General features: G+C 44.5%; 24 protein-coding genes. 9 read left to right on the forward strand and 15 right to left on the reverse strand.

What is annotated here, in order from left to right; translation table 11 throughout:
* Positions 1–86 precede the first annotated feature (86 nt).
* From H6626_10920 to H6626_10955, 8 genes are all read right to left on the reverse strand, one after another.
* Positions 87–1,376 carry an oligosaccharide flippase family protein gene (locus H6626_10920; GenBank protein USN46715.1) on the reverse strand — a complete coding sequence of 430 codons (1,290 nt, stop codon included), beginning with the start codon at positions 1,374–1,376 and terminating at the stop codon, positions 87–89.
* Positions 1,357–2,085 carry a class I SAM-dependent methyltransferase gene (locus H6626_10925; protein ID USN46716.1) on the reverse strand — a complete coding sequence of 243 codons (729 nt, stop codon included), beginning with the start codon at positions 2,083–2,085 and terminating at the stop codon, positions 1,357–1,359. The genes H6626_10920 and H6626_10925 overlap by 20 nt, the downstream gene beginning before the upstream one ends.
* A 5-nt stretch (positions 2,086–2,090) precedes the next feature.
* Positions 2,091–3,503, reverse strand: a complete 1,413-nt coding sequence (locus tag H6626_10930) for a mannose-1-phosphate guanylyltransferase/mannose-6-phosphate isomerase (GenBank protein USN46717.1) — start codon at positions 3,501–3,503, stop codon at positions 2,091–2,093.
* Between the two features lie 193 nt (positions 3,504–3,696).
* Entirely contained in the window at positions 3,697–5,166 is a 1,470-nt protein-coding gene (locus H6626_10935) for a phosphomannomutase (protein ID USN46718.1), read from the reverse strand.
* A gap of 17 nt (positions 5,167–5,183) precedes the next feature.
* Entirely contained in the window at positions 5,184–6,329 is a 1,146-nt protein-coding gene (locus H6626_10940) for a glycosyltransferase (protein USN46719.1), read from the reverse strand.
* A gap of 133 nt (positions 6,330–6,462) precedes the next feature.
* Complete coding sequence (locus H6626_10945) at positions 6,463–7,425, reverse strand: GDP-mannose 4,6-dehydratase (protein ID USN46720.1); 963 nt, start codon at positions 7,423–7,425, stop codon at positions 6,463–6,465.
* A gap of 16 nt (positions 7,426–7,441) precedes the next feature.
* Positions 7,442–8,422 carry a GDP-mannose 4,6-dehydratase gene (gene gmd / locus H6626_10950; protein USN46721.1) on the reverse strand — a complete coding sequence of 327 codons (981 nt, stop codon included), beginning with the start codon at positions 8,420–8,422 and terminating at the stop codon, positions 7,442–7,444.
* Positions 8,423–8,536: 114 nt separating this feature from the next.
* The gene (locus tag H6626_10955; protein USN46722.1) at positions 8,537–10,165 is read right to left on the reverse strand and encodes a glycosyltransferase; all 1,629 of its coding nucleotides are present in this window, start codon (positions 10,163–10,165) and stop codon (positions 8,537–8,539) included.
* Between the two features lie 154 nt (positions 10,166–10,319).
* Between H6626_10955 and H6626_10960 the strand changes: the two genes are divergently transcribed.
* The 5 genes from H6626_10960 to H6626_10980 are packed head-to-tail and all read left to right on the forward strand — an operon-like array spanning position 10,320 to position 14,441.
* Positions 10,320–11,426 (forward strand): DegT/DnrJ/EryC1/StrS family aminotransferase, encoded by a 1,107-nt coding sequence (locus H6626_10960; protein USN46723.1) that lies wholly within the window; start codon positions 10,320–10,322, stop codon positions 11,424–11,426.
* A 34-nt stretch (positions 11,427–11,460) separates the two neighbouring features.
* Positions 11,461–11,760 carry a hypothetical protein gene (locus H6626_10965; protein USN46724.1) on the forward strand — a complete coding sequence of 100 codons (300 nt, stop codon included), beginning with the start codon at positions 11,461–11,463 and terminating at the stop codon, positions 11,758–11,760.
* A complete protein-coding gene (locus H6626_10970) occupies positions 11,757–12,461 on the forward strand; it encodes an SDR family oxidoreductase (protein USN46725.1) in 705 nt (234 codons plus the stop codon). Before H6626_10965 ends, H6626_10970 begins: the two co-directional genes overlap by 4 nt.
* Positions 12,455–13,816, forward strand: coding sequence for a long-chain fatty acid--CoA ligase (locus H6626_10975; protein ID USN49008.1), 1,362 nt, complete (start codon positions 12,455–12,457; stop codon positions 13,814–13,816). Before H6626_10970 ends, H6626_10975 begins: the two co-directional genes overlap by 7 nt.
* Positions 13,803–14,441 (forward strand): NeuD/PglB/VioB family sugar acetyltransferase, encoded by a 639-nt coding sequence (locus H6626_10980; GenBank protein USN46726.1) that lies wholly within the window; start codon positions 13,803–13,805, stop codon positions 14,439–14,441. Before H6626_10975 ends, H6626_10980 begins: the two co-directional genes overlap by 14 nt.
* On the opposite strand, the gene H6626_10985 is transcribed toward H6626_10980, so the two are convergent.
* The 6 genes from H6626_10985 to H6626_11010 are packed head-to-tail and all read right to left on the reverse strand — an operon-like array spanning position 14,428 to position 21,306.
* The gene (locus H6626_10985; GenBank protein USN46727.1) at positions 14,428–16,071 is read right to left on the reverse strand and encodes a hypothetical protein; all 1,644 of its coding nucleotides are present in this window, start codon (positions 16,069–16,071) and stop codon (positions 14,428–14,430) included. The two genes, H6626_10980 and H6626_10985, sit on opposite strands and share 14 nt — an antisense overlap.
* 12 nt (positions 16,072–16,083) lie before the next feature.
* A complete protein-coding gene (locus H6626_10990) occupies positions 16,084–16,800 on the reverse strand; it encodes an FkbM family methyltransferase (protein ID USN46728.1) in 717 nt (238 codons plus the stop codon).
* Complete coding sequence (locus tag H6626_10995) at positions 16,800–18,038, reverse strand: ABC transporter ATP-binding protein (protein ID USN46729.1); 1,239 nt, start codon at positions 18,036–18,038, stop codon at positions 16,800–16,802. Before H6626_10995 ends, H6626_10990 begins: the two co-directional genes overlap by 1 nt.
* A 10-nt stretch (positions 18,039–18,048) precedes the next feature.
* The gene (locus tag H6626_11000; GenBank protein ID USN46730.1) at positions 18,049–18,840 is read right to left on the reverse strand and encodes an ABC transporter permease; all 792 of its coding nucleotides are present in this window, start codon (positions 18,838–18,840) and stop codon (positions 18,049–18,051) included.
* Positions 18,841–18,877: 37 nt separating this feature from the next.
* Positions 18,878–20,575 (reverse strand): glycosyltransferase, encoded by a 1,698-nt coding sequence (locus tag H6626_11005; GenBank protein USN46731.1) that lies wholly within the window; start codon positions 20,573–20,575, stop codon positions 18,878–18,880.
* Positions 20,575–21,306 (reverse strand): glycosyltransferase family 2 protein, encoded by a 732-nt coding sequence (locus tag H6626_11010; GenBank protein USN46732.1) that lies wholly within the window; start codon positions 21,304–21,306, stop codon positions 20,575–20,577. Before H6626_11010 ends, H6626_11005 begins: the two co-directional genes overlap by 1 nt.
* A gap of 286 nt (positions 21,307–21,592) precedes the next feature.
* Here H6626_11010 and rfbB point away from each other — a divergent pair, with 286 nt between their 5' ends.
* Genes rfbB through rfbC form a run of 4 tightly spaced genes read left to right on the forward strand, consistent with a single transcriptional unit; the run spans position 21,593 to position 24,932 of the window.
* On the forward strand, positions 21,593–22,636 hold the full coding sequence (gene rfbB / locus H6626_11015) for a dTDP-glucose 4,6-dehydratase (GenBank protein USN46733.1): 1,044 nt from the start codon (positions 21,593–21,595) through the stop codon (positions 22,634–22,636).
* Entirely contained in the window at positions 22,633–23,508 is an 876-nt protein-coding gene (gene rfbA / locus H6626_11020) for a glucose-1-phosphate thymidylyltransferase RfbA (GenBank protein USN46734.1), read from the forward strand. The genes rfbB and rfbA overlap by 4 nt, the downstream gene beginning before the upstream one ends.
* Positions 23,495–24,388, forward strand: coding sequence for a dTDP-4-dehydrorhamnose reductase (gene rfbD, locus H6626_11025; GenBank protein USN46735.1), 894 nt, complete (start codon positions 23,495–23,497; stop codon positions 24,386–24,388). Before rfbA ends, rfbD begins: the two co-directional genes overlap by 14 nt.
* Positions 24,378–24,932: a dTDP-4-dehydrorhamnose 3,5-epimerase gene (gene rfbC, locus H6626_11030; GenBank protein ID USN46736.1), complete on the forward strand. Its 555-nt coding sequence runs from the start codon at positions 24,378–24,380 to the stop codon at positions 24,930–24,932. Before rfbD ends, rfbC begins: the two co-directional genes overlap by 11 nt.
* Here the strand turns inward: rfbC and H6626_11035 are convergent.
* The gene (locus tag H6626_11035; protein ID USN46737.1) at positions 24,895–25,959 is read right to left on the reverse strand and encodes an O-antigen ligase family protein; all 1,065 of its coding nucleotides are present in this window, start codon (positions 25,957–25,959) and stop codon (positions 24,895–24,897) included. The two genes, rfbC and H6626_11035, sit on opposite strands and share 38 nt — an antisense overlap.
* Positions 25,960–26,071: the final 112 nt, after the last annotated feature.

Genomic DNA, 26,071 nt, shown 5'->3' on the forward strand with positions numbered 1-26,071 from the left:
CGCTTCGGCATTTGTTTGTATATTCTGGGGATCAAATGCGGTTATTGATGTAAAATATGGATACGCAACCCTTAGATTTTCGATCATTATTGGTCGGCCTTTCCGTGCGATTTTGTTATCACCACCACCAAAAGGCCAAAGATTATTGCGTCGATCACTAGGCGGCCCGACCAGGCTATGGCGGCGCCTTCTACGCCAAAGGCGTTTACTAGGGGGTAGAACATGGCGACGAATAAAATTAGTTCTAATATGGGGATCAGTACGGTCCATTTTATGTGTTTTGATGATTGGATAAATGTGAACGAGACCCAGTTGAAACAATTAAAAACTATTCCTACCAATAGGATCTTCATTATTAAAACACTTTGACCCTCGAACTCTTTTCCGAGCCAGAGTCTAAAAATTTCTTCTCCCCACACAAACAGTATAGCTACCAGTGGCAACAGAGCCATTGCTATCCACAGTAGTCCAGATAGAAAATGCCTTTTGACCTTGGGGGACCACTCGCCCCCATACGACGAGAACACAGGAAACAGTATTCTTGTCACCGCCATGGGAATGATCCAAAATCGGGTGACCACTTCAAATGGTGCCGTATAAAATGCCATTTGATCCATTGGCACAAAAGAAGCCACCAAAAAACGATCTAAAAAAACCAATAGGGGATTAATAACAGTAATCAAAGAAAACCAAATTCCGGCTGAGTAGAGTGTTTTTATCGCCTTTGAGTCTACTGTTACGGCAAACCAATTCTTTTTTAGGTAGTGGCGCACCTTAATGAAACCATAAACAACGAGGCTCCACCTTAAAACCAACAAAACCAAAATGGCTATGTCCAAACGTTTTGACACGATCAATGCCACAAAAGGTGCTAAATAATTGGCGCTGCTGACCCAAAACTGCATGGTGTTGGCCACATTGAACCCGCGCATACCCTCTACGATACTTTTGTAATAAGAAAATAGTAAAAGCGCTGGCACTGTTAACGCTATACCTATGACACATTGACTGGCTTCATCAAAAAGACTGGGGCTGATGGTCAAATATTTTTCGAGCATTAAACCTTTAAGACCCAAAACTGTAAATGCACCTACAGCACTTAGTGCAACCACAAATATCAACCCAGCCTTTAAAACCGCCAGTGCCGGGCTAGAGATATGTTGGTCTTCCGTAGCCAATGTCTTTGTGAGCGTTCGGGCTATGCCTAGATCTAAAAAATTAAGATAACTTATAAAAACCCAAAACAATGTAAGAAGGCCAAACCGCTCAATCCCATACTGTCGAACCAAGATAGGTATAATCGCGAGGGCCAACACCGCCGGTGCGCCGTGGGCTGCTAGTGAATAGAAAATGCTCTTATTTACTGATTTCGACATCACTCTCTTTAAGAATCACTACGAGGTTTGGATCTAAGGGGAAGCGCCCACTGTAATACAGCGCTCCCATAAAAATTTCGTAAATATCTCTTAAAGCATACAGTGCCCGTTTCAGCCATGGTGGCTTGCCACTGGACTTCACCACTCTTGCGGCGTTGTACGAAGCTGTCACGCGAAGACCACAGAGACGTCCCACTTGATCGAGTCGCTCTGGTGTCAGTAGGGTCACGTGGGTTATGTCTTTATTAAACTGGGCCACACCAAAAGGCGATAAACCATTAGGCACTCGAATAAAAACTTGGCCTCGAGGGGCCAACAGCTGTTTGCAGGTCTTTAAACACTGGACAATTTCATCAACATATAAATGCTCTAGCACGTCGAACAATACGATAAGGTCAAACTTTTTTGAGGCCCATTCGGATTGCTGTAGTTCTTGAATATTAATCTTATACGCCTCATGCCCTCGCGCACGGGCTTGGTCCACAAGCTCGGGTATTAATTCAATCCCACACACGCTGTGACCGCGAGCTTTGGCCCAATCTAAAAACTCACCCGTGCCAAAGCCGATTTCTAAAACCTTGGCTGATCCGCCTGACAATAGATTTTTAAATTCCAGTTCAAAAATCTCTGGCGACTTGCGACCCTCGTCACTATCCCACAACTTAAAACCCACATAATCGCGGTAAAACTGATCTCGAAAATCACTCATTCGATTTAGGCTCTGTTGTAGTCATCTTCATACCTAATGATGTCATCTTCACCGAAGTAACTGCCGGTTTGAACTTCAACAAAAACCAAGGGCGCCGTGCCGTTGTTTCGAACACGGTGCTTGGCATTTACGGGAATATAAATATGCTCCCCCGGCCCGCGAGGTATGACCTCGTCATTTAACACCACTTCGGCCTCGCCAGAAATCACAATCCAATGTTCTGCCCGCTTGTTGTGAGACTGATAAGACAGCTGAGCCCCCGGATCTACGGTGATTCTTTTTGTCTTAAAGTCCTTGTTATCTGCAAGGGTTTCAAAACCACCCCATGGCCGGGTTTCAAAAGGGTGATCCGTAGCTTCAGGATGGCCCACCTCTTTAATTTTGCCCACCAAATCTTTGACCTTTTCGCTTTGTCCTTTATTTGAAATCAACAACGCATCCGGAGTATCGACCACTATGAGATTATTAACACCCACCAGGCCAATCACTTTGTTTTTTGCAGAAAACACGTAGTTTGAATAGGCGTCTTGGTTAAAGACTTTAGCATTCACATCTGATTTTAGTGATGGCACTTCATCGGCCAAACGGGCAATTTCATCCCACGAACCCACATCGCTCCAGCCAATTTCGCATGGGATGCACACCTGCTTGTCTAGTTTTTCCATGATCCCGTAATCAAGACTGATGTTTTCAAGGTTCGAATAAATTTGCTTAGCGTTGCTTAAGTCTTTTTCGATCCTCTCAATACTCTGCCACATTTCAGGCATATGTTTTTTAAACAAGTCGATCATTACGTTCACCTTAAATAAAAACATTCCGGCATTCCAGTAGTGGCGACCAGAGGACCGAAACTCTTCGGCCCGACTTTGTCCTGGCTTTTCATGAAAACCCCGAACCAATCGCGCTGAAAAAACACCACCCTTTGGATTCTCTGCCGTGGCCACGACGTCATCTTTTACTTCGATGTACCCATAGCCCGTGGCTGCATACCTGGGGGCAATGCCCAAGGTCACAATCTCACCTTGTTTAGCCACTTCATGACCCAAATTTAATACGATCCCAAAAGCGCGTTGGTCGGTGATAAGGTGATCGGCAGGGAACATTCCAACCACTTCGTCGCCTTCGCCGTTCATATTTAAAACATGGCACATGAGGGCTACAGCTGGCGCCGTGTTTTGCCCCATAGGTTCATAAATAGCATTTGTCTGGGGCAAGCCCATGGCTTTAAGCGTTCGGGCAGTGAGGGCCTCCATGGACGAAACGGTTACGATGTGAGGTGATCCGAATGGCTTAAGACGCTCAATTGAGTTTTCTAAAAAAGATTGGTCGTAGAATTCGCAAAACTGTTTGGGGTAAGAGGCTCGAGATACTGGCCACAACCGTGTGCCACTGCCACCTGAGAGAATTACTGGAATCATATTCACTTCCCTATTGCTTAAGTCCATTTCTAAAGGCCGGTTGATAACACGAAAATCCCACAATTAGGAGTACCGGTGCGCTTTCTATCGTTGATGCCCGTCGTCAAATCTTGCTCCCCTTTGGGAGAGCCCGCCGCCGGACCGCGGGTAGTGCCAAGGCCCCATCCCCTCGAGTTCGTATTTACGCCCCAAATTACGAGTTTAAATATTCGTTTAAAAATATCATCGCCCGTTCACTGAGGTCCTTGGCTCGAGTGGGCTCTACAGCTTCGGTGTAACATCTTAGCTCTGGGGCGTTGCCGGAGGGCCTAAAAAAAACGACCTCACTATTTTTAAAAATCAGCTTTGACCCGTCTGTTGTATCTAGTTTTGCTAGCTTTGAACCGACAAATCCCATGAACTCATCGCAGAATGTTTCAGGGTTAGAAAAAATTTGATTGGAAAGCTTCTCACTTATTTCAGTGGGAATGCCCTTTATAGAGGCACTGTGGGTGGCTCTTTGTGGCAATGTGTTGCGAAGTTGCGAGAGTGTCAGGCCTCGATCTTTACAGGACTTTAGCGCTACAACAATAGGCAAAACGGCATCGCGCGTGGGCAAGGATTCAAGGATCTTTCCTGTTTGCTCTAGTTTTGTGCCCAATAAAAAGCCCCCATTGGCTTCGTATCCGGCAATGGCTCCTTGAAAACCCCGAGCGGCTATTTCTTCCATACCTGATATGACAAATGGCGATCCAATTTTTGTCCACTCGATCTCTTTAAATTGATTCATTTCACTTACTGCTGAATTGCAGCTCACAGGTAAAGCAATGGCTTGAATTCCAAGTGCTGAAGCCACCAATGGGCCTAGTTCATCACCACGCAGAACATCGCCCTTTTCGTCTAACACAAATGGTCGATCAGAATCACCGTCTGTGCTTACAAGTGCATCAGCCCCTTCTGCCAAAATCCATTCCTTAAGTCGCTCAAGATCGGTCAACGCCTCCGTGTCAACGGGAATAAACTGATCAGAAAAACCCTTACGAACAACTGTGGCACCTAGATTTTCCAGAATCTCACCTATTACTTTGCGACCCACAGCCGAGTGCTCATAAAGAATAACTTTTTGCCCCGCCAAACTCTCGACACCAAAAAAATCTGTGTATCGATGAACGTACTGGCTAAACCCCTCAGGGTTTTCATTTTCGTACACCTGGCTTAAGGGGCCCTCAAGCCCGGCCCTTAGCATGCCGGCCTCAGTGAAGTCTTCCATCACCACATCGTTAGCCTCGTAAATATTAATAATGCTTTCTTCATCGGCTTTTAGAATTTCTCCTCCGGGAAGGTAAAATTTCAGGCCGTTTCGATCAGCAGGTATATGACTTCCGGTGACCATGATCGCACAGGATTTGTTTTTGATTCCACAAAGAGCCAAGGCGGGAGTGGGCAGGTGCCCCACGTAATCAACTTTCCAGCCACACTTTTGAGCGGCATAGATCACGGCTTTGGTAATTCGAGGGCTACTCTCTCTGTAATCATCGGCTAAAAACAAACGTTGCTCACCATCAGTAGAGTTCATTACTGCCACTGCGTGTTTGAGAAATGACTGAACGAACTTTGTCACTTCAAGGTCCGTAAGCTCTACCGCCAAACCTCGAACACCGCTGGTGCCAAACTTTAATGCCACAATTTTCTCCTCAGCTTTTAAATAATATTTAGATCTGATAACCGCTGCCGGTATTTTTTTGCAAAGGCCTCTATGCTAAACTCTTCTTCGATAAATTTCTTGGCTCTTTCGCCCATCTCTTTATTTTCTGACAAAAAGGCCAACCGCAGACTTGCCACTGCAGACTCTTCATCGGGCTCAGCCCAGGTTTGCCCCTGCCAATAGGGATAGCCACCCTCAACAACAGGTACCTCTTTAAACTGCACCAAATAAGAATTATCTTCTCGCATAAAACCCATATTGCCCGAGTATCCCGTGGCCACCACTGTTTTACCTAAACACATGGCTTCGGCCATTCCTAGACCAAATCCTTCTGATCGATGCAACGACAAAAATCCATCGCACAAATTCATGAGACCATTCATTTGATCGCGAGATAATACCTGGTCGATAATTTTGATGCGCGGGTCTTTGTTTGCCAGAGTCGTTAGATTTCGAAACATTTTATCTTGTTCGTTTCGCCCTCGAATTCGAGATACTTTTACCACAAGCCCCACGTCGTCTTTTTTAGACTGAGGAAACGCTTTTTGAAAAGCCGCAATGGCCCCATCCGGGTTTTTTCGGTACGTCACCGAATTCATATCAAAGGCCGTTAAAAACAAAAATGAGTGCTCCGGCAAATTAAAAGTCGACCTCTCATATTTGCCCTGAATATCCACAGCTACAGGTATGCCCATATTTAAACACGGGACTGAAGACGTTCGACGAATAGACTCTGCCGTGTACTCTGATATGGCCCAGTACTCGTGGATAAATCGATCTGCTATTCGCCAGGGGATTGGGTAACTTGGTAACTCCCAAGCGGCGTATTGAATGTTGAATCGCTTCTGCCAAAAATCTTCTGGCACCCCTGATAGCGTGGTCAAAAGACCATCACCGTTGAGACAAAAAATATTGCCTTTAAATTCGGGACTAGAAAGTATCGGGAGTGATGCGTCTTTTTCGTGTTGAGCTTGAAACGAGGTTTTTTGTATATCAACTACACCGTGGGGCAGGGCCGATGCGGCCATGGCTTGGTGGGCCCTTTTAAGTAGATTGCCAAGGCCCGAGGTCGAAAAAGGAAAACCAATAAGATTGACCCCAATTTTCCCTTGAGCCAAAGCGGGGTCCTGAAGCTTTGCCAAATCATGGCTCTTTAACGTGGCCACGGACCTTTCTCGAACTAATCCCGAAATTCGTGACCGCAATGAGCTTGGTAAAAAATTATAGGCCGGCCTAATGAAACGACTAAGACCGAACCCCAGACGAATTATGTGGTCATTGACCCTGGCCACGGTGGCCTTCCATAGACTCGATAATATCTTTAAGACTTTGTTCAAGCGAGTAGCGGGGTGTCCAGTGCAGTTGTTCTCTTAATTTATCGCTTGAACAACTGACTATGGGCATATCCACCGGCCGTAGGCGATCGGGGTCAACAACGACTTCAACATCTACACCAATCAAATCAATGAGCGTCTTTAAAACGGTTTCGATTTTAAAGCTCTGCCCAGAACAAATATTAAACACTTCACCTGAGGCAATCTGATCCCGCTTGGTCATGATAGTTACATAGGCATCCACCACGTCCCGGACATCTAAAAAATCACGTTCTGGAGATAAATCGCCCACCTTCAAAATGCCTTTGCCCCCTGATTTTTTGATCTCAAGAAGCTGCGTCACAAAAGATGGCACCACAAAGTCTACACTTTGCCCTGGGCCAATATGGTTCAGTGGCCGAAGGCGTATGGTCTTAACTGAGCTGCTCGCCGCATACTGGCCCGCCAATAAATCTGATGCGGCCTTGCTCACACCATAGGGATTTAAGGGCTCAAGTGCTCCGTCTTCGTCGATACTCTTACCGGACTTAAATGTTTTTCCGTAGATGGCGGCGCTTCCCACGTTGATCACTGTGCATTCAGGAGCCTCTGATTTAACGGCCTCTAAGACGTTAAGCGTGCCAAAAATATTCACCTGAAACGTGGCCTCGGGATGTGCAAATGAAGTTGGCACATGAGACTGGGCTGCTAAATGAAAAATAACATTGGGTTTATATTCTGAAACGGCTGAGCGAACCTGGCCTTTGTTTGTAATGTCTAAACTGAGCCACTTAAGGGCGGCCGAAGATTTTGAGTCTGCCACATCATGGGCCATGGCGACCACGCTCACACCTGGCATCTCACCCAAGCGATGAAGCAAATGTGCGCCCACAAAACCAGAAGCACCAGTGACCATGACCTTCATTTAGGCAAACTTTCTATTACAATACGTTAGTGCTCTTTATCCGCTTGATGTCAGCATCAACCATCTCAGTGATTAGCTCTTCTAAGGTTGTTGTTGCCTCCCAGCCCAATTTTTCTTTGGCCTTTGCTGGGTTACCCAAAAGAATATCCACTTCCGACGGGCGATAAAAGCGAGGATCAATTTCTACGAAATCTTCATAATTAAGACCTAGATGGTCAAATGCAATTCGGCACATATCGCGAACTGTCGTGGTTCGGCCTGTTGCCACCACATAATCATCTGGCTCATCTTGCTGCAACATCAGCCACATTGCTTTAACATAGTCACGAGCATGGCCCCAGTCGCGCTTAGCATCCATATTGCCGAGGTAGAGCTTTTCTTGAAGGCCCAGTTTAATTCTGGCCGCAGCATCAGTGACCTTGCGGGTTACAAACTCAACGCCCCTAAGTGGGGATTCATGGTTGAACAAAATCCCGCTGCAGTTAAACATTCCGTAACTTTCACGGTAGTTAATGGTCATCCAGTGAGCATAGAGCTTAGCCACACCATATGGAGAGCGCGGGTAAAACGGCGTGTTTTCACCCTGCTTTTCTTCTTGGATCATACCAAACATTTCAGATGTGGAAGCCTGATAGTAGCGGGCATTTGATTTGTTTAACCGAATGGCCTCAAGCATATTGAGTGCCCCAAGGCCTGTTGCGTTTGCCGTCAACACGGGTTGCTCAAAAGATGTTCCTACGAATGATTGAGCGGCTAAGTTGTAAACCTCATCAGGTTGAAAATCACGAATCGCTCGTGTCAATGAAGATAGGTCAGTTAAGTCTCCATCAAAATAGTTAATCTTGTCAGTGATGCCTAACCAATCTAATCGCTCACGATTAGGGGTGCTCTGTCTTCGAACCAATCCTGCCACTTCGTAACCATTATCCAGCAACAGTTGTGATAAGTACGCCCCGTCTTGACCGGTTACGCCGGTGACAAATGCCCGTTTTCCCATTTTCGTTCTCCGTCATCAGGTATTTAAAAATCGCCAAACTATATAGAAATGCCGGCCGCTATTCAAATGCCCGTATCGCCGCCTTGCATTACTCCAGGCACCCTAAACTTACGGCTAATGGGCCCTTGCAGCTAGATTGTCAAAAATGCTCTCATATTTTCGCGCAGCATCTTTCCATGTGTATTGCCCCAGGCGAGAGGCTAAATCCTGCTGGCTAGAAAAGGCGGCTTTGGGGTCTTTTAACACCGAAAGAATTTTTTCCGCCATATCTGTAACATCCAATGGGTCAAACAGCGCGACACCCGACTCGAGGGGCTCTACCCCGACAAATCGCATTCTTTCAAGCACTTGTGGGATTGCTGACATAGCCACTGGAGTACCCATGTGCCAAGCTTCGAGCGCCGGCCATGGCAAACCGCCCTCAAAAAGTGTGGGGACGACCGTTAATTCCGCATGCTTGTGCAAAGCAAATAGGTCTTCTTCCGAAACATTACCTGTCAATATCAAATGATTTTGAATACTTGACTGCTCAATATGTGCCGCCACGTTGGGATCACCCTTCCAATTTGATGCTGTCAATACGAGCTCCAAGTCTTGGCCGCCTTCCACGACCCGCTCAAAAGCTTTTAACAGATTCAAAGTGTTTTTATAGGGTCGAATCTGGCTTGGAAAAAAGATGAACTTTCTAGTTATTCCATGCCGCTTAAATAATGTCTCCGGTTCTACATTAGTTGCTCCGGCAACATTAACCGGCAAATATACAAAATCCGCCGCTGAGGGGCGAAGGGATGGGATGTTTCCCAGCCCATGAGTTTTCATTACATATTCACTGTTGCTTACAAAATAGCACCCCTGCTTGGCCAACCTGTTTGCAACAGCATAGGTAATCATATTTTGTTCCGAAATGACCTCAAACGGGAATCCACTTTCTAAGAACTTTCTGATGTACTGAAATGCCGAAAGATCATGGAGGGCCATCACTTTAGGGAACCGTAGGTGGACTGAATTGCCTATGCCGATATAGGGAATCAAAAAAACTTCTGCCCGAGAAAACTCTTTTGCCAAATGGGCAAGAGTCGGATCGCCAAATTTGTTCATATACAAAAAATGGGCAAGCTTTCTCCCGAGTGATACCAATAATAGCATTGGCATGATCGACGCCACCATAATCCAAAATCCAAACACAATATTTAGCAATACTGCCGCTGCTAGTACAAAAACGAGCAATTTTTTTTTGCCCCGAAGATGAGCTAGAACAAAAAAGCCGACCCGATTTAGCGTAAACAGCGTCTTCACCGCCAACCATTGAATTCGACTCCTTGACCCTACAGCTCGCTCAAACAGATACTTGAAAAAATGGCGATAATACCTTTGTATTTTATTTCGGGGCCGCGTGGCTTGCTCAACCTCTGTAGCGTTGTCCGCTTCTTGTGATTCTGCCAAATTAGAAGCTACGATTTCTGGTGTCCGTATGTGGATCCGCCCCCGATTTTCCGGAGCAGCCATCGCTTCTGCGAGCATCTTGGTGAGACCCTGGCGATTAAAATCGTAACACCAAAACTCAATTTCTATATCAGTGATTTCCAAAAGGGCCTTTGAAAGGTAGAGGATATACTTTGATATCCCTTCTCGCTCGAACGAGACTTCATGCTCAAATGCCGCCCAAATGCCTATAACACGAATGCCCATACCCGCCTTTACAATTTGCCCGGTTGTCACCGCCCAATGTGAACCTGTCAACACTCTTTGTTGCGGCACCCCATTGAGACAACGCGCCTGGCTAAGGCACTTCAGTACGCCTGCCTACGGGTAAACCCAACCTATATTGATTTTGACTTGAAAATATCGCTAGGGTAATCAAAATGTTGAATTTTTCCAGGTAATAATAAGAGAATTTATGAGAAATATTCCTATTGCAATCCCTAGCTTTGTCGGAAATGAAAAGAAGTACCTCAATGAGTGTATCGAAACCGGTTGGATTTCTTCTGTTGGGAAGTTTGTTGGCGAATTTGAAGAGAAATTCAGCCATGCAGTTGAAACCAAGCATGCTTTGACCTGTGCTAATGGCACAGTAGCGCTGCACCTCGCACTAAAGGCTTTTGACGTCGGACCCGGAGACGAAATTATTGGCCCGACGTTGACTTACATTGCTAGCGCCAACGCCATAAAATATTGCCAAGCCACACCGGTATTCGTAGATAGCGACCCCGTAACTTGGAACATGGACCCTAAAGAAATTGAATCTAAAATCACACCTCGGACAAAAGGAATAATGGTGGTCCATCTTTATGGTCAGCCATGCGACATGGATCCCATTAATGAAATAGCTAAGAGACATGGATTATTCGTACTAGAAGATGCCGCTGAGGCCCTTGGCGCTTCATATAAAGGGAAGCCTGTAGGTAGTCTCGGCGATTGTGCCACATTTAGCTTTTTTGGAAACAAAACGCTGACCACTGGCGAAGGCGGCATGATCTCAACGGGTAGCGCGGCCTTGGCCGAAAAAATGCGCCTTTACAGAGGTCAAGGCATGGATCCAAATAGACGATATTGGTTTCCTGTCATCGGATACAACTATCGAATGACGAATATGCAGGCTGCAGTTGGAGTTGCACAATTAGAAAAAATCGACTGGCACCTACAAAAGCGTAAAGAAGTGGCTTTGGCGTATTCAGAACTCTTGGGTGATTTGCAAGATTTTGTTGTGCCCCAAGGTCAAGATGGCAATAGCGTGCATAGCTTTTGGATGTTTTCGGTAACCCTGACCGACAAAGTGACCCAGAGTCGAGATAAAGTCATGGAGCTGATGGCTGCCGATGGGATTGAAACTCGGCCCGTGTTTTACCCTATGCATGTCATGCCCCCTTACCAAGACACCCCAGGAAAGTTTCCTGTGGCTGAAAAACTTGCAGCACGTGGCATAAGCCTACCTACCCATGCCCACCTTTCGCGCGAAGACATGCAGTTTGTTACTGATCGCTTGAAATACCATATCGGCCGTTAGTAAGGCCGACAAAAAAAGAACTCGGAGGAAAATTGTGAATCAAGCAGAAATTATTGAACAAATAATTGGTCCCGCCATTGAAGAATATAATGACGCTAATGGTGAAGATCTACAGCTCAGCCCAGAATTGCCACTTTTCGGAAAAGATTCAAAAATTGATTCTCTAGGGCTTGTTTCACTAATAGTTGAAATTGAAAATCTTCTTTCTGAAAAATACGATGTTTCTGTTTCGTTGGCTGATGAGAAAGCCATGTCGCAAACAAAAAGTCCGTTCAAAAACGTAGACTCGCTTTCAAACTACATTCTTCAACTGATTAACGCCTCTGCATCATGACTCAAAACAAAGTCACATTAATAACCGGAACCAGAAAAGGCATTGGCCGCACGTTGGCTGAGCATTTTGTAAAACAAGGTCACATGGTTGTTGGATGCAGCCGATCGCCAATTGATTTCGAATTGCCAAACTATAAACATATTCTTGCGGATGTCGCCGACGAAAAAGCTGTTTCTGGAATTTTTACTTTCATTCGCAAGGAGTTTGGGCGACTCGATAATTTAATAAACAATGCTGGAATAGCATCGATGAACCATAGCCTGTTAACGCCACTTTCAACAGTTGAAAAGGTGCTGAGCACAAACTTCGTTGGTACCTTCTTATTTTGTCGAGAAGCCGCAAAACTTATGAGACGCAATAAAGTAGGTCGCATCGTTAATTTTACAACCGTTGCTGTCCCCCTACAACTCGATGGCGAATCCGTTTATGCATCGTCAAAGGCTGCTGTTGGAACTCTAACAGAAATCTTAGCCAAAGAACTTGGTAGCTTTGGGATTACAGTGAATGCCATTGGGCCGACACCAATTGACACCGACCTCATTCGTGCTGTGCCCAAAGAAAAAATCAATGATCTTCTTTTGAAACAATCTATCCAAAGAATGGGCACCGTTGATGATGTTATCAACGTTATCGACTTCTTTCTAAGCGACCGTAGCAGCTTTATAACTGGACAAAAAATTTACCTAGGTGGAGTATCTTGATTACCTTCCTGCTAAATCAATTTGAATCAAACCTTAAGAATGATGCACTCGTGTGGCAAGATAGAGCCTACAGTTACGGGGACCTGCTTGATTTAATTAGGTCTCATCAAAGTAGCCTCGCCAACCACAATATTCGCCCTGGCAGCATAGTTTCATTGGAGGCTGATTTTTCGCCAAGCAGTGTAGCCATGCTGCTGGCCCTTATTGATAATCGAAACGTCATTGTCCCGTTAACCGATTCCGTAAAAGACAAACGAGACGAGTTTCGCGAAATTGCAAACGTGGAATATGTGGTTGAGATTAAAGCAAATGATGATGTTTCCTTTCAAGGGACCGGTCACAAAGTCGACCACCAACTACTCCAGGAGCTTCAGGGTCGGAACCATCCAGGACTCATCTTATTTTCTTCAGGCTCTACCGGCAAGAGTAAGGCTGCCGTACATGACCTTGTACCACTTCTTGAAAAATTTAAGGTGCCTCGCAAATCTAAGCGCATCCTCACTTTTCTTTTGTTCGATCACATCGGAGGTTTTAATACTATAATGTATTCGCTATCTAATGGCGGCTGTGCAATTACAGTCAGTGATCGCACGCCAGAACACGTATGCGCCGCCATTGAAAAATACAAAGCCGAAATACTTCCGACTTCGCCGACTTTTTTGAATCTTCTGCTTTTGAGCGAAAGTTATAAGGACAAAGATTTTTCAAGCTTAGAGTTGGTGACATATGGTACGGAAATGATGCCAGAGTCTACACTCACTCGGTTTCGCGCTGCCTTTCCTCAAGTGACTATGCAACAAACATATGGCCTATCCGAAGTGGGAATTCTGCGATCTAAATCAGAGTCTTCTGATTCTCTATGGGTAAAAATTGGTGGTGAGGGCTATGAAACCCGGATCCGAGATGGGATGCTTGAAATCAAAGCTAAAGCAGCTATGATGGGATACTTAAATGCCCCAAGTCCTTTCACTGAAGACGGTTGGTTTAAAACAGGCGATGTTGTAGAAGTAAAAGGTGATTTCTTTCGATTTCTAGGCAGAAAATCTGAAATTATAAATATCGGTGGTGAAAAGGTGTACCCGGCGGAGGTTGAGGGCGCGCTTCAAGAAATGGATGGCGTGTTGGACGTGGCTGTTGCTGGTGAACCCCATGCAATTATGGGTCACATAGTGACGGCCCGAGTTCGCCTCAACAGTGAGGAGACACAAAAAGAATTTCGAGTGCGCATGAAGAAGTTTTTGAAAGATAAACTGCCTGCCTATAAAATACCTCAGAAAATAATTCTCGAGGACCACAGCTTTCATGGCGGTCGATTTAAGAAGATGAGAGGACAAAGCGCAAGTGGCCACAACTGATATTGTAATTGTTGGAGCCGGTGGTTTCGCTCGCGAAGTCTATGCATGGCTCAAAGACGGTCTTCCCTCTGACTTGCGAATCAAAGGATTTCTCTCGCCAAATCCAAAAGATTTAGAGGGTTTTGATATTGAAGAGCCCATACTCGGGTCAGAAAAAGAATATGTACCCACGGATAATGATCGCTTTGTACTAGCAATTGGCCATATGGATGTTCGAGTAAATGTAGCAAATTTTCTCAAGAGTCGCGGTGCCAAGTTTTACACTTTTGTCCACAATTCGGCCGTAGTGTCTCCTACAGCCAGCCTCGGGGAAGGCGTTGTAGTTTGCCCCTTCGCGCTTGTTAGCCCTAATGCTCAAGTCGATGATTTCGCATTGATCAACTTTTATGCATCTGTGGCTCACGACGCCCACGTTGGTGAATTTTCCGTGCTCTCGCCCTACGCCACTCTGAATGGCTTTGCACAGCTTGGATCTGAAAGCTTTATGGGAACACACTCGACGATCGTCCCCGGAATCTCGGTCGGCAGACGAGTGAAAATTGCAGCCGGCACTGTGGCACTGAAATCGGTAGCCGACAGCAATCTTTTGATGGGCGCTAAAGCCAAATCCTTTAAGATTTATTAAATTTCAGTTTCTTTACGAAAACCCTGTACTGCCCCAAATTCTTTATGTGTATCCCTAGGGCATCAACATTTTCTGGAATATTTAGATCAAAGGACTCTACGCTATTAAAAGCACCCCCATAGCGCGGGTAGTATGCTGTATGATCGATAATTTTGTTGTTCTTCCACTGTTCAACAATCACTTCTAAAACGCCCCGACGAAGAGAAAATACGGTGCATTTTAATTGAAATAGTCCACTAACAGCCAAACTTTCCCCCGGTCGCCCCATTATTATCCGCAGATAATCTTCCCCTGGATCGAGGGCCACTTGGGGGTGCTTTTCGCCCAAGATTTTCTCAAAAGGTTTTGGGCCCCTTAACTCAAAGTTAGCCGATGCGGCGAAATCAGCGAGGTATAATTCGACCCCTTTTTTCTCTGCAATTCCGGATCTCAATTTGTAAAAATCTTCTGCTACGGCCGCGCAAGGAACGAGTGCTTTGGCGGCCATTGCCGGGGAAATGCTTTTGCCGCTATCCGTTCGAGAAACATTTACATTTTTCAATAGGGCGCTCGCCTCCTCTAAAACATTTGAACGTGAAAACGGCGTCAATAACTTTTTTTGAGCCCGTGCGAGGCCCAACACTTTGTCTGAGTCCTCCAACAAAATTTTAACTCGCTCTTCAAGCTCCTCAATATCAACACACGCACCCAATTCATTTAAATCTTCACGCGACAACCCTAGCGATAGGTTTTCACGAAAAAGCGGATTCTCTTCGCTAAAAAGGATAGGCATCCCCGCACAAATCGCCTCAAGTGGTGTATAGTGCATATGATAGTTACTGCGATGCCAGTAAATAAACAGTCTCGACTTCAACCACTGACGCATGAATTCATCTCTGGGCAACATCCCAACAATCATTGTTTTTAATCTAATTGAGTCAGGCACTTCACCAAGCTGGTTCTTTCCAAAGATTTTAAGATTCCTAGCAACTTGAGATTCACTTAATGTTTGAGCTTCTCTGGTCGCATCGTCAAAAACACCGATATTGCCGATCACAGTAGATACACTGTCCGCCGTACTTGTGATAGACCATTGGTTCTTAAAATTTTCGGAGTCTACGGTGCCGTGCAAAGTGATGGTTCTCGAAAATCGCTCTACTCCCGGTAATTCCAATAGGGTTTGAAATATAGGCACAAACAAAAGATTGGGCGGCAGGTCATCAAAGGGCTCTAGAATTTCTGATAGAGGCCTAAGATTTCCAAACGTGCCAAAATACCTATAAATAACCGTGCCCTTGAACCAACTTGCTATGGTAATTGCCGTTGATAAGTCTGTGGCTAAGTAGATGACATCGAAATTAGCATTAAAAAATAACTGTTCCTCTTCTGAAAAAACGCCTCTTCTTTGACTGAGCCGCGACCGCCTCGCAAATATTCGCTCTGAAATACCTAGTGTACAGCCATCTTCCCAATTTGGATAAAACGGCGAACTTGGATTATCATAATCTAGAGATTCCTTGTAATTGAGGGCTTCAATGTTGACCTCTTCAGGCACCACCTCGAATCCGGCTTCTAAAAGCAACGGCACTTCTGTCATCCTCAAGGTCACATGGGTACAGGCCCAATACATCCGAGGTCGCCGAAGTGGCATATACAAATCCCCTTAGTCACCAAAATAGTTATATTTCTCATGGAGAAAAAACGAATTGACGTAGCTTCCCCCGTCATAACGGTAGCCCAAAGGCTCTAAGATATTCGTTACCGCCCTGCTATCGACATGTCCTGTTTCTATACAAAAAACCAAAGGCAACACATCGTTAATAGTCAATGTTTCGAGAATTGAAACCTCATGTCCTTCAACATCTAGAACAAACAAATCAATCTTTTTTAGGCCATATTTTTTAATCAAATCTTGATAAGTGGTCGTGGGAACTTCTACTTCAATCAATTCACAATTTTGTTGTTTAAGCGACGCCATGTGAACATCCGTGTGCGCTAGAGAGCCATTGCCAAAATTATTACCATGAACAGGATGCACAGCATGAGTAAACCTCGAGCGCCCAGTCGAGCTCGAGAGCGCACCAAATACATTTTTAGAATTTGGTCTATTCTCAGCAAGCCGCTTAAACAAATCTGGGTATGCTTCTATATTTAAACCATTCCACTTCAACGTATTTTCAAAAAAATAGCATGTAGAATCGATAATCCCATCGAAGGCTCCACATTCAATATACGTACCCGCTCGGTTATATCTAAAAAAGTAGCGATTGTATAAAACCTGATCAAGGGGCGGATCAAATTGACCAAACCATCTCCGAGGCTCTTTCAATGATTCATCTTTGCGAAAGAATCTGTTCGTAAGCACTTCCCATTTAAACATTATTTTGCCACCGATTCTATCTTCCACGATTGCTCTAAAAATTGATCATACTTTTCTTCTCCCGAAACCTCTAGGGCCAACTTCGGAGAATCAATGATTACCTGACCGCCATCCCGGGCTACTCCCACCAGCCGTGAATACACCTGATACTTCCCTGATTTCAGGGGGAACTGATCAAGAGAAACCCGAACGCTATACTGCCCGGGCATGACGTCGTCAAAATCTACGCCCTGAAAATCATTCCGCAAGTGAATTGATACGTTCTCTGTTTTGTCCAATACAAGAAAATTAACGAACACTTCACTAAACTCATCGGAGTTTGAAAACTCCATTTCAAAACTGACGCCAGCTCTGGGCGGTATTACCGAAACACTATTTTCTTCAGAAAGAACCGCAAGACTATTAAATTTCAAACCTGATTTCTCAAGAACGAGTTTGGGCTTCTTTTTTTCATCGCCAACATTTGTTGAATCACCCAGCGCCACCCTGTCAAAATAGTAGTCGATTCCCTCTCGAGTTTTACCGTCAAATACAATGCATCCGTCTTTTAACACAATCACTCGGTTAGTTAGCTTTTGAATCATCCCAACGTCGTGACTGACAAGAATTAGAATCTTTGCTTCCATAATCAAATCATCCATTCTTGCCCGTGCTTTGCGCATAAAATCTACATCACCCGCCGCAAGCATTTCATCGAAAACTAATATTTCTGGGTCAATTGTCGTCGCGATAGTAAACGCTAGCCTTACAGACATGCCCGAAGAGTAATACTTTACGGGTACGTCAATAAAGTGGCCCAAGTCCGTAAAATCTATAATCTCTTTTTCTTTAGATGTGATCTGTTCCTTTGAGAACCCCAGCATATAGCCATTTAGGTAAATGTTTTCTCTGCCCGTCGCTTCTGGGTCAAAGCCCGCAGCTATTTCAATAAGGGGCTGCAGTCGACCAGAAACTGAAATCGTTCCTTCTGATGGTTTTAGTATTCCAGATATCACTTTCAAAAGAGTACTTTTACCCGCACCATTTAGGCCGATGATGCCTAGCCGCTCGCCTTCATGAATCTCAAGATCTATTCCCTTTAGCGCATGCAACTTGCCGACTTTTTCGGAAACATACTTCCTTTTCAAAATCGCATTGATCAGTCTCTCTTTAAGGTTGTTGGTCTTGTCATAATACAAGTCATAAACCAGACCGACATTCTTGAGTGCTATTTGAAAATGTGGACCGACTGATGACACAATGACCTTCTTAAAGTTTAAATACGATTTTGTTGTCGTATTTATAAAGGAAGTACATTCCCAAAATCAAACTCACCACTGACGCACCCGTCAACACGGCCATATCAAAGGCGCTTGGCAGCCTCTGATACATAATCGGATCTCGAAAACAGTTCACAAAATAGTAAAAAGGATTCAGCTTCACTATAAATTGAAGTTGAGTGGGCAACAGCTCAATAGGATACAGAATTGGCGTCAAAAAGAATGCTGCCTGCATTACTGTGGGGATGATATGCATTAGGTCTCGAAAATAAACGCTCATAATCCCAACCAAAGTGGACACTCCCAAAAAAAATCCAAATGAAATAACTATGGGCAGGGGCAAGAAAAACAATGCGGGCGAAAAATGAAGGCGACCAAACAAAATTCCTAACAACACTAGCGCCACAAAGCTTAAAAGAAAATTAACTAACTCGATTGATACCACGTTCAGCGGATAAATTAACTTTGGCAGGTATATTTTCTTAATGAAATGCTCATTGCCAATAAATGCCATGGTCGAATTGACCGTGACCCCAGAAATTACATTGAAATACACCGCACCCGTGAACATAAAGACAAAATAATTCTGCATTTGTATTTTGTTCGCAGCGGAGAACACAACTCCGATCACTAGGTAGTGCAACAGTGGCGCCAAAACCGTCCACATAAAGCCCAATATTGAACGACGGTATCTCTGTTTGAGGGTAGACCTCACGATACTGTAAACTACATGGCGGTAGCTATAAGTGTCCCGAAAAAGCTTATCTGCCCAAGACTTCATATTTAACAACCAAATACTCTACTGGCCACGAGTCTACCTACCTCAGCTCTGCACTTGTCTGCTTATTCAATGGCATCTGTTTTGATACAAACTGACTTCGCGAGAAAAAATCAAAAACCTCACTTGAATACTGCTGCCAGGTCGGCCACTTTGCGACCTCTGCCTCTTCGCAGAGTCTTTTATAGAGATCTTGGTCTTCAAAAAGGCGTTTTATTTCTTTGGCAATATCTGTAATTGATTCGGGATCCGCAAAGGTACAACCACCCAGAATTTCACCGATCTCTTTCATGCTGTCACGGTCCCCTGCTAAACATGGCTTCCCGTGGTAAATAGATTCTACTATGGGCAATCCAAATCCTTCTGCCAAGGAACAAAAGATAGAAAACTTTGATGCCCGATAAATTTCATTGAGCTCCTCATCTGAAGCTGAATATTTGATATCTATATCATATCCTCGCTGCTTGAGCTGAGCCATCTCTTGCAAAAAGTCGTCATTTTCTCCGCCAGGATTCCCAACGAACAATAGGCGAAAATGACATCCTTCATCCATTGCCATAACGCTAGCCCGCATGATTGCCCTTTGATTTTTTCTTGGGTCAATCGAACCAACGCAACAAACCAAAGGTTTTTGAGACTCAACTAATTCAGAATGGACAATATCTTTCGAAAAATCAGCCCCCAGGTAATGAGCCTCTATGACTGGTTTCCTGTGGTGGGCATAATTAATGTTAGAAATAAAACTCTCGAGTTGAGACTTTACATGGGTGCTTATGCAAGAAACCTTATTTGCATATCGTAACAAGCTCAAATACGTGACGAACTCGCGACTGATTAACTCGCAAAATTCTGGACGATACACAGGAATTAAATCGTAAACAATCATCGAGGAATCCACATTAAAATGGGCGAACAGACAATTTAAGGTTTCCACACGTGACTTGTCTGTTATTACTTCTGGCACTAAAAATTTCTTGCCCCAAACAAATGGCACTTCCATTGTGTTGACCTTCACTGCACCAGAGGATTGTTTCTTGCGGGAAGTGTATTCACGACTTTGAAGCCAAAATGATATTCGAAAGGCTATTCTAGATAATGGCTCTGACTTTTTAATCATCAATTTAGCCATACGAAGGTATTTGTTTCGAGATAACCAATTTCTAAATTTGACTTCTACTTTTGGATTTTGCCAGCTAATAAGTTGATCGACCTCTTGCTCGGACATGCAATAGAGTCGACGATCCACAAAACCAAACTTAACAAAACAAACTTTTGGCTCCGGCGCCCTTAAATATTCACTCAGCTTTCGTACCACCCGCTGTATACCACTATTGTATGGGTAACTAAAAGTATGAGTGACGTCCATTAAGATCTTGTCATCACTGATATCAGCAAGCACCAAAGGAAAACCATTTGAGACTAAGGTCCTCGCCTCGTTCAAATTCATAAAGTGCAATATTAAACTTGAAAAATCGTTCTGAAGCGCCAACAGCTCCAATGATTTAACTTCGTCCATTCGGGGATAACGACCGCAAAATAACAGGAATAAAACTACGATTTTCGCTTCTCCCGAAATTTTAGACTCTGTTAATAAATACAAAAATCTGTTTGAGGCGCTTGACTCTTTTGCCTGGTCGCCTTGTCCCAAGAATTTTTCTAAAAATTGCAATCGGTTCGAAAAATAGGTTTCGCTTGAAAAATAATCAAACTTTTCAAGACCAATCTTTTTATATCCCATCAATAAAGTTTCCAACCCCATTTGTTAAAATACCTAGCGGCGTTTACCAAATGTATCTGTAACATTTTTTTATTTTTATAGGCGGCCCGCTGCCAAAGATGAGTCACTTGCACGTCGGGGACATACAAAGTCTTATATCCTGCCTGGCGCATGCGAATTCCTAAATCTTTGTCTTCGAAGTACAAGAAAAACCGCTCATCAAAGCCGCCAATTTCTTTAAGTGCGCTCGTTCGGCAAAAAATAAACGCTCCGCACACACTCTGCACACCGTAGCTCACGTCGTAGCCTAAGTGCTTCATTTCATACCAATCCAGCCGCTTTCTGACCATCCATTTAAGGGATTTTGGCCAAAAACGTCGCAGAAACAGATCCAAAACTGTGGGTAGCTGCTGATTGGAAGACTGAAGTTCGCCGTCGATACCCCGCATCTGGGTCACTAAAATCCCCACTTGCGGATCACTTTCAGCTATGTTTGCCAAACCATTAAATACATCAGAGTCCACCCGAATATCTGGATTACAAATGATGTGATAAACACTCTCTACTTGCTTGATGGCCAAATTATGCGCAGCACCAAATCCTAGATTTGTTGGGCTTTCGATAATATGCAGGCCTTTAGCCGATAGTCCTTTGAGTGCAGCCACAGTGCCATCGGTTGAATTGTTATCAATCACATAGATGTCTGTGAGATTTCCTGGCCGATATTTTAGAAGACTGTTTAGGGTTTCCATCACAACCCCTGAGTTGTTGTGGGTAACGATGGATAGGGTGATCTTTGGCGTCAACTCATGCCTCATCATGGTAGGTCTAATTGCGAGAGGTTCGGAGGCTGCCCCGCATCAAATACCGCCCTCTCGCTATTTACGCCTTATACATTCTAGAGAGTTAAGTTGAAAGGATAATTTTGGCCAAGAGGAGGGTCATCCATGCCGCCCTCGTCTTTTGAGGGTTTCAATTTAACTTGCCCTGGTCACAGTGGTACCATCTTAAAAAAACTACGTAAATAGGGTGTCAATTATGCCTGAAGAACAAAACACAATTATCGTCACTGGGGGAGCTGGATTTATAGGCAGCTCGTTCGTAGATCTGTTAATGAACAAGGGCCTCTCTGTGGTTGTCATTGACTCGCTCACCTATGCTGGACGATTAGAGAATTTGAAAAACCATCAAAACAATCCCCTTTTTCAGTTTGAAAAAATAGATATTTGTAACCAACAGGCCGTATTTGATTTGTTCACCAAGCATAAAGCCCGGGCGTTGGTGAATTTTGCAGCTGAGTCTCATGTAGATAATTCAATATCAGGGCCCCGGCCTTTTATTGACACTAATATCACTGGAGTTTTTGCCTTACTTGAAGCTGCCCGCGCTTATTGGCAAAACTTAAATGACAGCGACCAATCTCAATTTAGGTATTTACAAGTTTCCACAGATGAAGTGTTTGGCGAATTGGGTGATGTGGGTAAGTTCACAGAAACGACCCCTTATAAACCGAGCTCTCCGTACTCGGCTTCGAAGGCAGCTGGCGATCACCTGGTTCGAGCATGGCACCACACCTACGGCCTACCTACCTTGGTAACAAATTGTTCTAACAACTACGGACCAAGACAGTTTCCAGAAAAACTCATCCCCAGAATGATCACTTGCGCCTTGAATGGCGAGACTCTGCCCGTTTATGGAAAGGGCGAGAATGTTCGAGACTGGATTCACGTAGAAGATCATTGCCAAGGTGTGTGGCTCGCATTGCAAAAAGGCGAAGTGGGTGAAACCTATTGCTTCGGCGGCAATTCGGAAAGAAAGAACCTTGATGTGGTGAAGCGAATTTGCCACACCCTAGATGAACTAAAGGCTCGTTCTGATGGCAAATCCTATGAAGACCAAATTGGTTTTGTCACAGATCGCGCAGGACACGATTGGCGCTACGCCATTGATGATTCAAAAGCTGAGAAACAATTGGGTTTTACTCGGAAATATCGCAACTTTGAAGATGGCCTAACACAAACCATTTCGTGGTATTTGGATAACGGCGAGTGGCTAAAGACAATAAAGGAAACATCCCGATGAAAGGTATTCTCTTAGCTGGTGGATCTGGCACACGACTCTACCCTACAACTCATGCCATCAGTAAACAGCTATTGCCCGTTTATGATAAGCCTGCAATTTATTACCCTTTGTCGATTTTAATGTTGGCTGGAATTAAAGATATTCTTGTGATCAGCACTCCTAGAGACGTGCCAATGATTCAAAGCCTATTACAAGATGGCAGCACTTGGGGGCTGAACATCCAGTACGCCGTACAACCTGAGCCAAAAGGAATCGCCGAAGCCTTTATTATTGGAGCTGATTTTATCGGCAGTGACCCTGTGGCACTTATCTTGGGTGACAACCTCTTTTATGGGCACAAACTCTCTGATCAGCTATCAGAGGCCTCTAAATTGAAATCTGGTGCCCGGGTTTTTGCCTACAATGTCACTAACCCCGAAGACTTTGGAGTGGTGGAGTTTGATGCCACCAACAAGGTAATGAGCATTGAAGAAAAACCGAAAAACCCAAAGTCTAACTGGGCCGTCACCGGGCTTTATTTCTACGACAACAAGGTGGTTGATATTGCAAGTCACCTCACTCCTTCGGGGCGAGGCGAACTTGAGATCACTGACGTTAACAAAGCTTATTTAGAAAAAGGCGAACTAAATGTAACTAAAATGGGACGTGGTACAGCTTGGCTTGATGTGGGCACTCACGACAGCCTTCTGACATCTTCTACTTTTGTTCAAACGATTGAAAAACGTCAGGGTCTAAAGGTCGCCTGTGTTGAGGAGGTGGCCTTGATTAAGGGATTTATTACTCAAGATCAATTTACTGAGCTTGCTGAAAATTATCCGCGCTCGTCTTATGGTGATTACTTAAGGCGAATTGTAAAATATGGCTCTATCTAATCGTCGTCCCATATTAATTTTTGGTAGTACCGGCCAGGTGGGCCAACACTTGTGTGATCTTCTTGGCTCGCAGGCCGTAGGCGCCTCTTCTGCGATGGCTGATTTTACCAAGCCCGACACAATCCTTAATACCCTTCAGTCGACCCAACCCGCTATGGTCATTAATGCTGCCGCCTATACCGCTGTAGATCGAGCAGAATCAGAAAAAGAATTGGCCCAACAAATTAACGCCATTGCGCCAGGCCTAATTGCGGACTTCTGTGCAAGTCATGGCATACCCATGGTTCATTACAGCACTGATTATGTGTTTTCGGGCAAAAAGAGTGGTGCCTACCGTGAAGATGACTTCCCAGACCCCGTCAATGTTTACGGGAAAACCAAATTTGAGGGTGAAAGACGCATTGAGAAAGCCCTTGGAAAACATCTAATTTTTCGCACCTCCTGGGTCTATTCTGAGTACGGACATAATTTTGTGAAAACAATGCTGCGACTGGGTGCCGAAAGAGAGTCTCTTAAAATCGTTAATGATCAGACCGGATGTCCCACCTCGGCCCGTGACATCGCCGTGGCCACAACTAGAGCAATTGATAGGGCCCTGGGTATGGCGAGCTTTCCCTCTGGGATTTATAATATGACAGGGTCTGATCACTGCACATGGTATGAATTTGCCACTGACATTTTCGCTAGTGCCAAACAAATTGGGTTTCCATCGATTGTGAAAAATATCGAACCGACTACTACTGATGAATATCCTACTGCGGCCACACGTCCTTTAAATTCCGTTTTGAACAACGACAAGTTAGAGCAGCAGTTTAAAGTTAAACTGCCCAGTTGGCACAAATCTTTGCAAAGCGTTTTGGAGAAAATCTATGAAAATTGAAAGCCTAGAAATACCTGATGTGAAACTCATTACTTTAGATACCTTTCATGATTCTCGTGGTTTTTTTGTTGAGCGATTTAATGAAAAAAAGTTTTCTGATCTAGGCGTCAATTTAACCTGGGTACAGGATAACTTTTCAAATTCGATCCCTGGCGTAATTCGAGGACTTCACTATCAATTTGAATTGCCTCAAACTAAACTTGTCAGTTGCACAAGCGGTGAAATCTATGACGTTGCTGTGGATATTCGAAAGGGATCAAAAACTTACGGTCAGCATGTGGGTGTCACACTCTCTGCCAGCATACCCCAATGTCTACTTATCCCGGCGGGCTTTGCCCATGGCTTTTGTGTGACCAGTAAAACTCCGGCCGACGTTTCATATAAAGTAGACGCTTTGTATAGCGCTGACGGCGAGGGCGGCATCCGCTGGGACGACTCCCAACTGGCAATCAAGTGGCCTGTTTCGTCTTTTATTGTCAGCAATAAAGATCTGGAGCTTCAAAGCTTCAACCAATATGATCAGAGCCCCAAGTTTTCTGTTTAAGTGGCGTTTTTGCTAACGCCAAAACCATGGCGACTCCAAAGATAAAGGTGTGATTAACTTCGCCGTCAATAAAATTAGATTCCGTCAATCCGCCGAGATGTAAAGAAATCTGAGCCCCGATGGCCCCTACGGCAATGGTTCGGACCCATCCCACATCGTGCTTTGATGATAACCAAAGCCGCCAAGCGACCAAAAGAAAACTTACCGACATACCTATATAGGCAATAAACCCTGCTAGCCCCATACCCGACAAAATCTGCAAATACGTATTGTGAGCGTGACCAACAATGCCGTCAGTAATGTCGAGTTTTTCGTAGTATTCTTTAACCACTTTTTCGTTTCTACGATGACCCACTCCGAGCACTGGGTTTTCTGTAAACATCAACCAATTGGCTCGCCACAACTTGACTCTATCTAGATTTGATTTGTCTACAGCTCCAACAATTTTTGTATGGAAGGCCGGAACCGTTGCTATCAATGTTGGAACCACGACAAGTGTGACCGCTATAATCGTGTAAGCCAATTTCTTTTTTGCCAAAAAGGCCATGACCACTAACGCGCCAAAAAGCGATACCCAAACGCCGCGAGTGAAGGTCAAAAGTAAACTGATTCCGAGCACTCCGCTAACTACCCACACAAAAGCTCTAAGCCGTTGATTTTTAATTGGTGAAGTCACCAAAATGGCAAACAAAAAGCAAAACCACTGCGCCATAGAATAAGAATAGGTCATGGTATTGTCATACATTCCTGGTGCCCTGAAAAACGAAACACCACCTGACTGAACTTCAATCATTTTAATATCTGTAAATGGATTCACTCCGGTGAATGTTTGTCCTAACGCCGTCAGGGCCACTAAAAGCAACAGCGATCCAAAGACTTTGACCATTCGCTCTTGGTTCCAGCTCACTTGCGACAATAAAAAAACTGTGGAATACAGCAACAAAACCCATCGGCCTTCGCCAATGATGTAGGTTTTTTCTGAAAACTGAAGGCCTTCCGTAAAAAGAGCCCCCAAAATCATTGCCACCCAGAAAGCCCATACCCACGCGTCAGGCCCAATTTCTAAACTGGGGCATTTTTTAGTTTGCCATGCCTCTTTTATGTAAAGCCCTACGGCAAACAGAAAACTCAGCCACGAG

Source organism: Pseudobdellovibrionaceae bacterium (assembly GCA_023898385.1).
GTDB lineage: Bacteria > Bdellovibrionota > Bdellovibrionia > Bdellovibrionales > UBA1609.

What these genes read in the sequence shown, in the direction of transcription:
- H6626_10920 (USN46715.1), bottom strand. Translation starts at nt 1,376, where the DNA reads ATGTCGAAATCAGTAAATAAGAGCATTTTCTATTCACTAGCAGCCCAC.
- H6626_10925 (USN46716.1), bottom strand. Translation starts at nt 2,085, where the DNA reads ATGAGTGATTTTCGAGATCAGTTTTACCGCGATTATGTGGGTTTTAAG.
- H6626_10930 (USN46717.1), bottom strand. Translation starts at nt 3,503, where the DNA reads ATGATTCCAGTAATTCTCTCAGGTGGCAGTGGCACACGGTTGTGGCCA.
- H6626_10945 (USN46720.1), bottom strand. Translation starts at nt 7,425, where the DNA reads ATGAAGGTCATGGTCACTGGTGCTTCTGGTTTTGTGGGCGCACATTTG.
- gmd (USN46721.1), bottom strand. Translation starts at nt 8,422, where the DNA reads ATGGGAAAACGGGCATTTGTCACCGGCGTAACCGGTCAAGACGGGGCG.
- H6626_10960 (USN46723.1), top strand. Translation starts at nt 10,320, where the DNA reads ATGAGAAATATTCCTATTGCAATCCCTAGCTTTGTCGGAAATGAAAAG.
- H6626_10970 (USN46725.1), top strand. Translation starts at nt 11,757, where the DNA reads ATGACTCAAAACAAAGTCACATTAATAACCGGAACCAGAAAAGGCATT.
- H6626_10985 (USN46727.1), bottom strand. Translation starts at nt 16,071, where the DNA reads ATGCCACTTCGGCGACCTCGGATGTATTGGGCCTGTACCCATGTGACC.
- H6626_10990 (USN46728.1), bottom strand. Translation starts at nt 16,800, where the DNA reads ATGTTTAAATGGGAAGTGCTTACGAACAGATTCTTTCGCAAAGATGAA.
- H6626_11000 (USN46730.1), bottom strand. Translation starts at nt 18,840, where the DNA reads ATGAAGTCTTGGGCAGATAAGCTTTTTCGGGACACTTATAGCTACCGC.
- H6626_11005 (USN46731.1), bottom strand. Translation starts at nt 20,575, where the DNA reads ATGGGATATAAAAAGATTGGTCTTGAAAAGTTTGATTATTTTTCAAGC.
- H6626_11010 (USN46732.1), bottom strand. Translation starts at nt 21,306, where the DNA reads ATGGAAACCCTAAACAGTCTTCTAAAATATCGGCCAGGAAATCTCACA.
- rfbB (USN46733.1), top strand. Translation starts at nt 21,593, where the DNA reads ATGCCTGAAGAACAAAACACAATTATCGTCACTGGGGGAGCTGGATTT.
- rfbA (USN46734.1), top strand. Translation starts at nt 22,633, where the DNA reads ATGAAAGGTATTCTCTTAGCTGGTGGATCTGGCACACGACTCTACCCT.
- rfbD (USN46735.1), top strand. Translation starts at nt 23,495, where the DNA reads ATGGCTCTATCTAATCGTCGTCCCATATTAATTTTTGGTAGTACCGGC.
- rfbC (USN46736.1), top strand. Translation starts at nt 24,378, where the DNA reads ATGAAAATTGAAAGCCTAGAAATACCTGATGTGAAACTCATTACTTTA.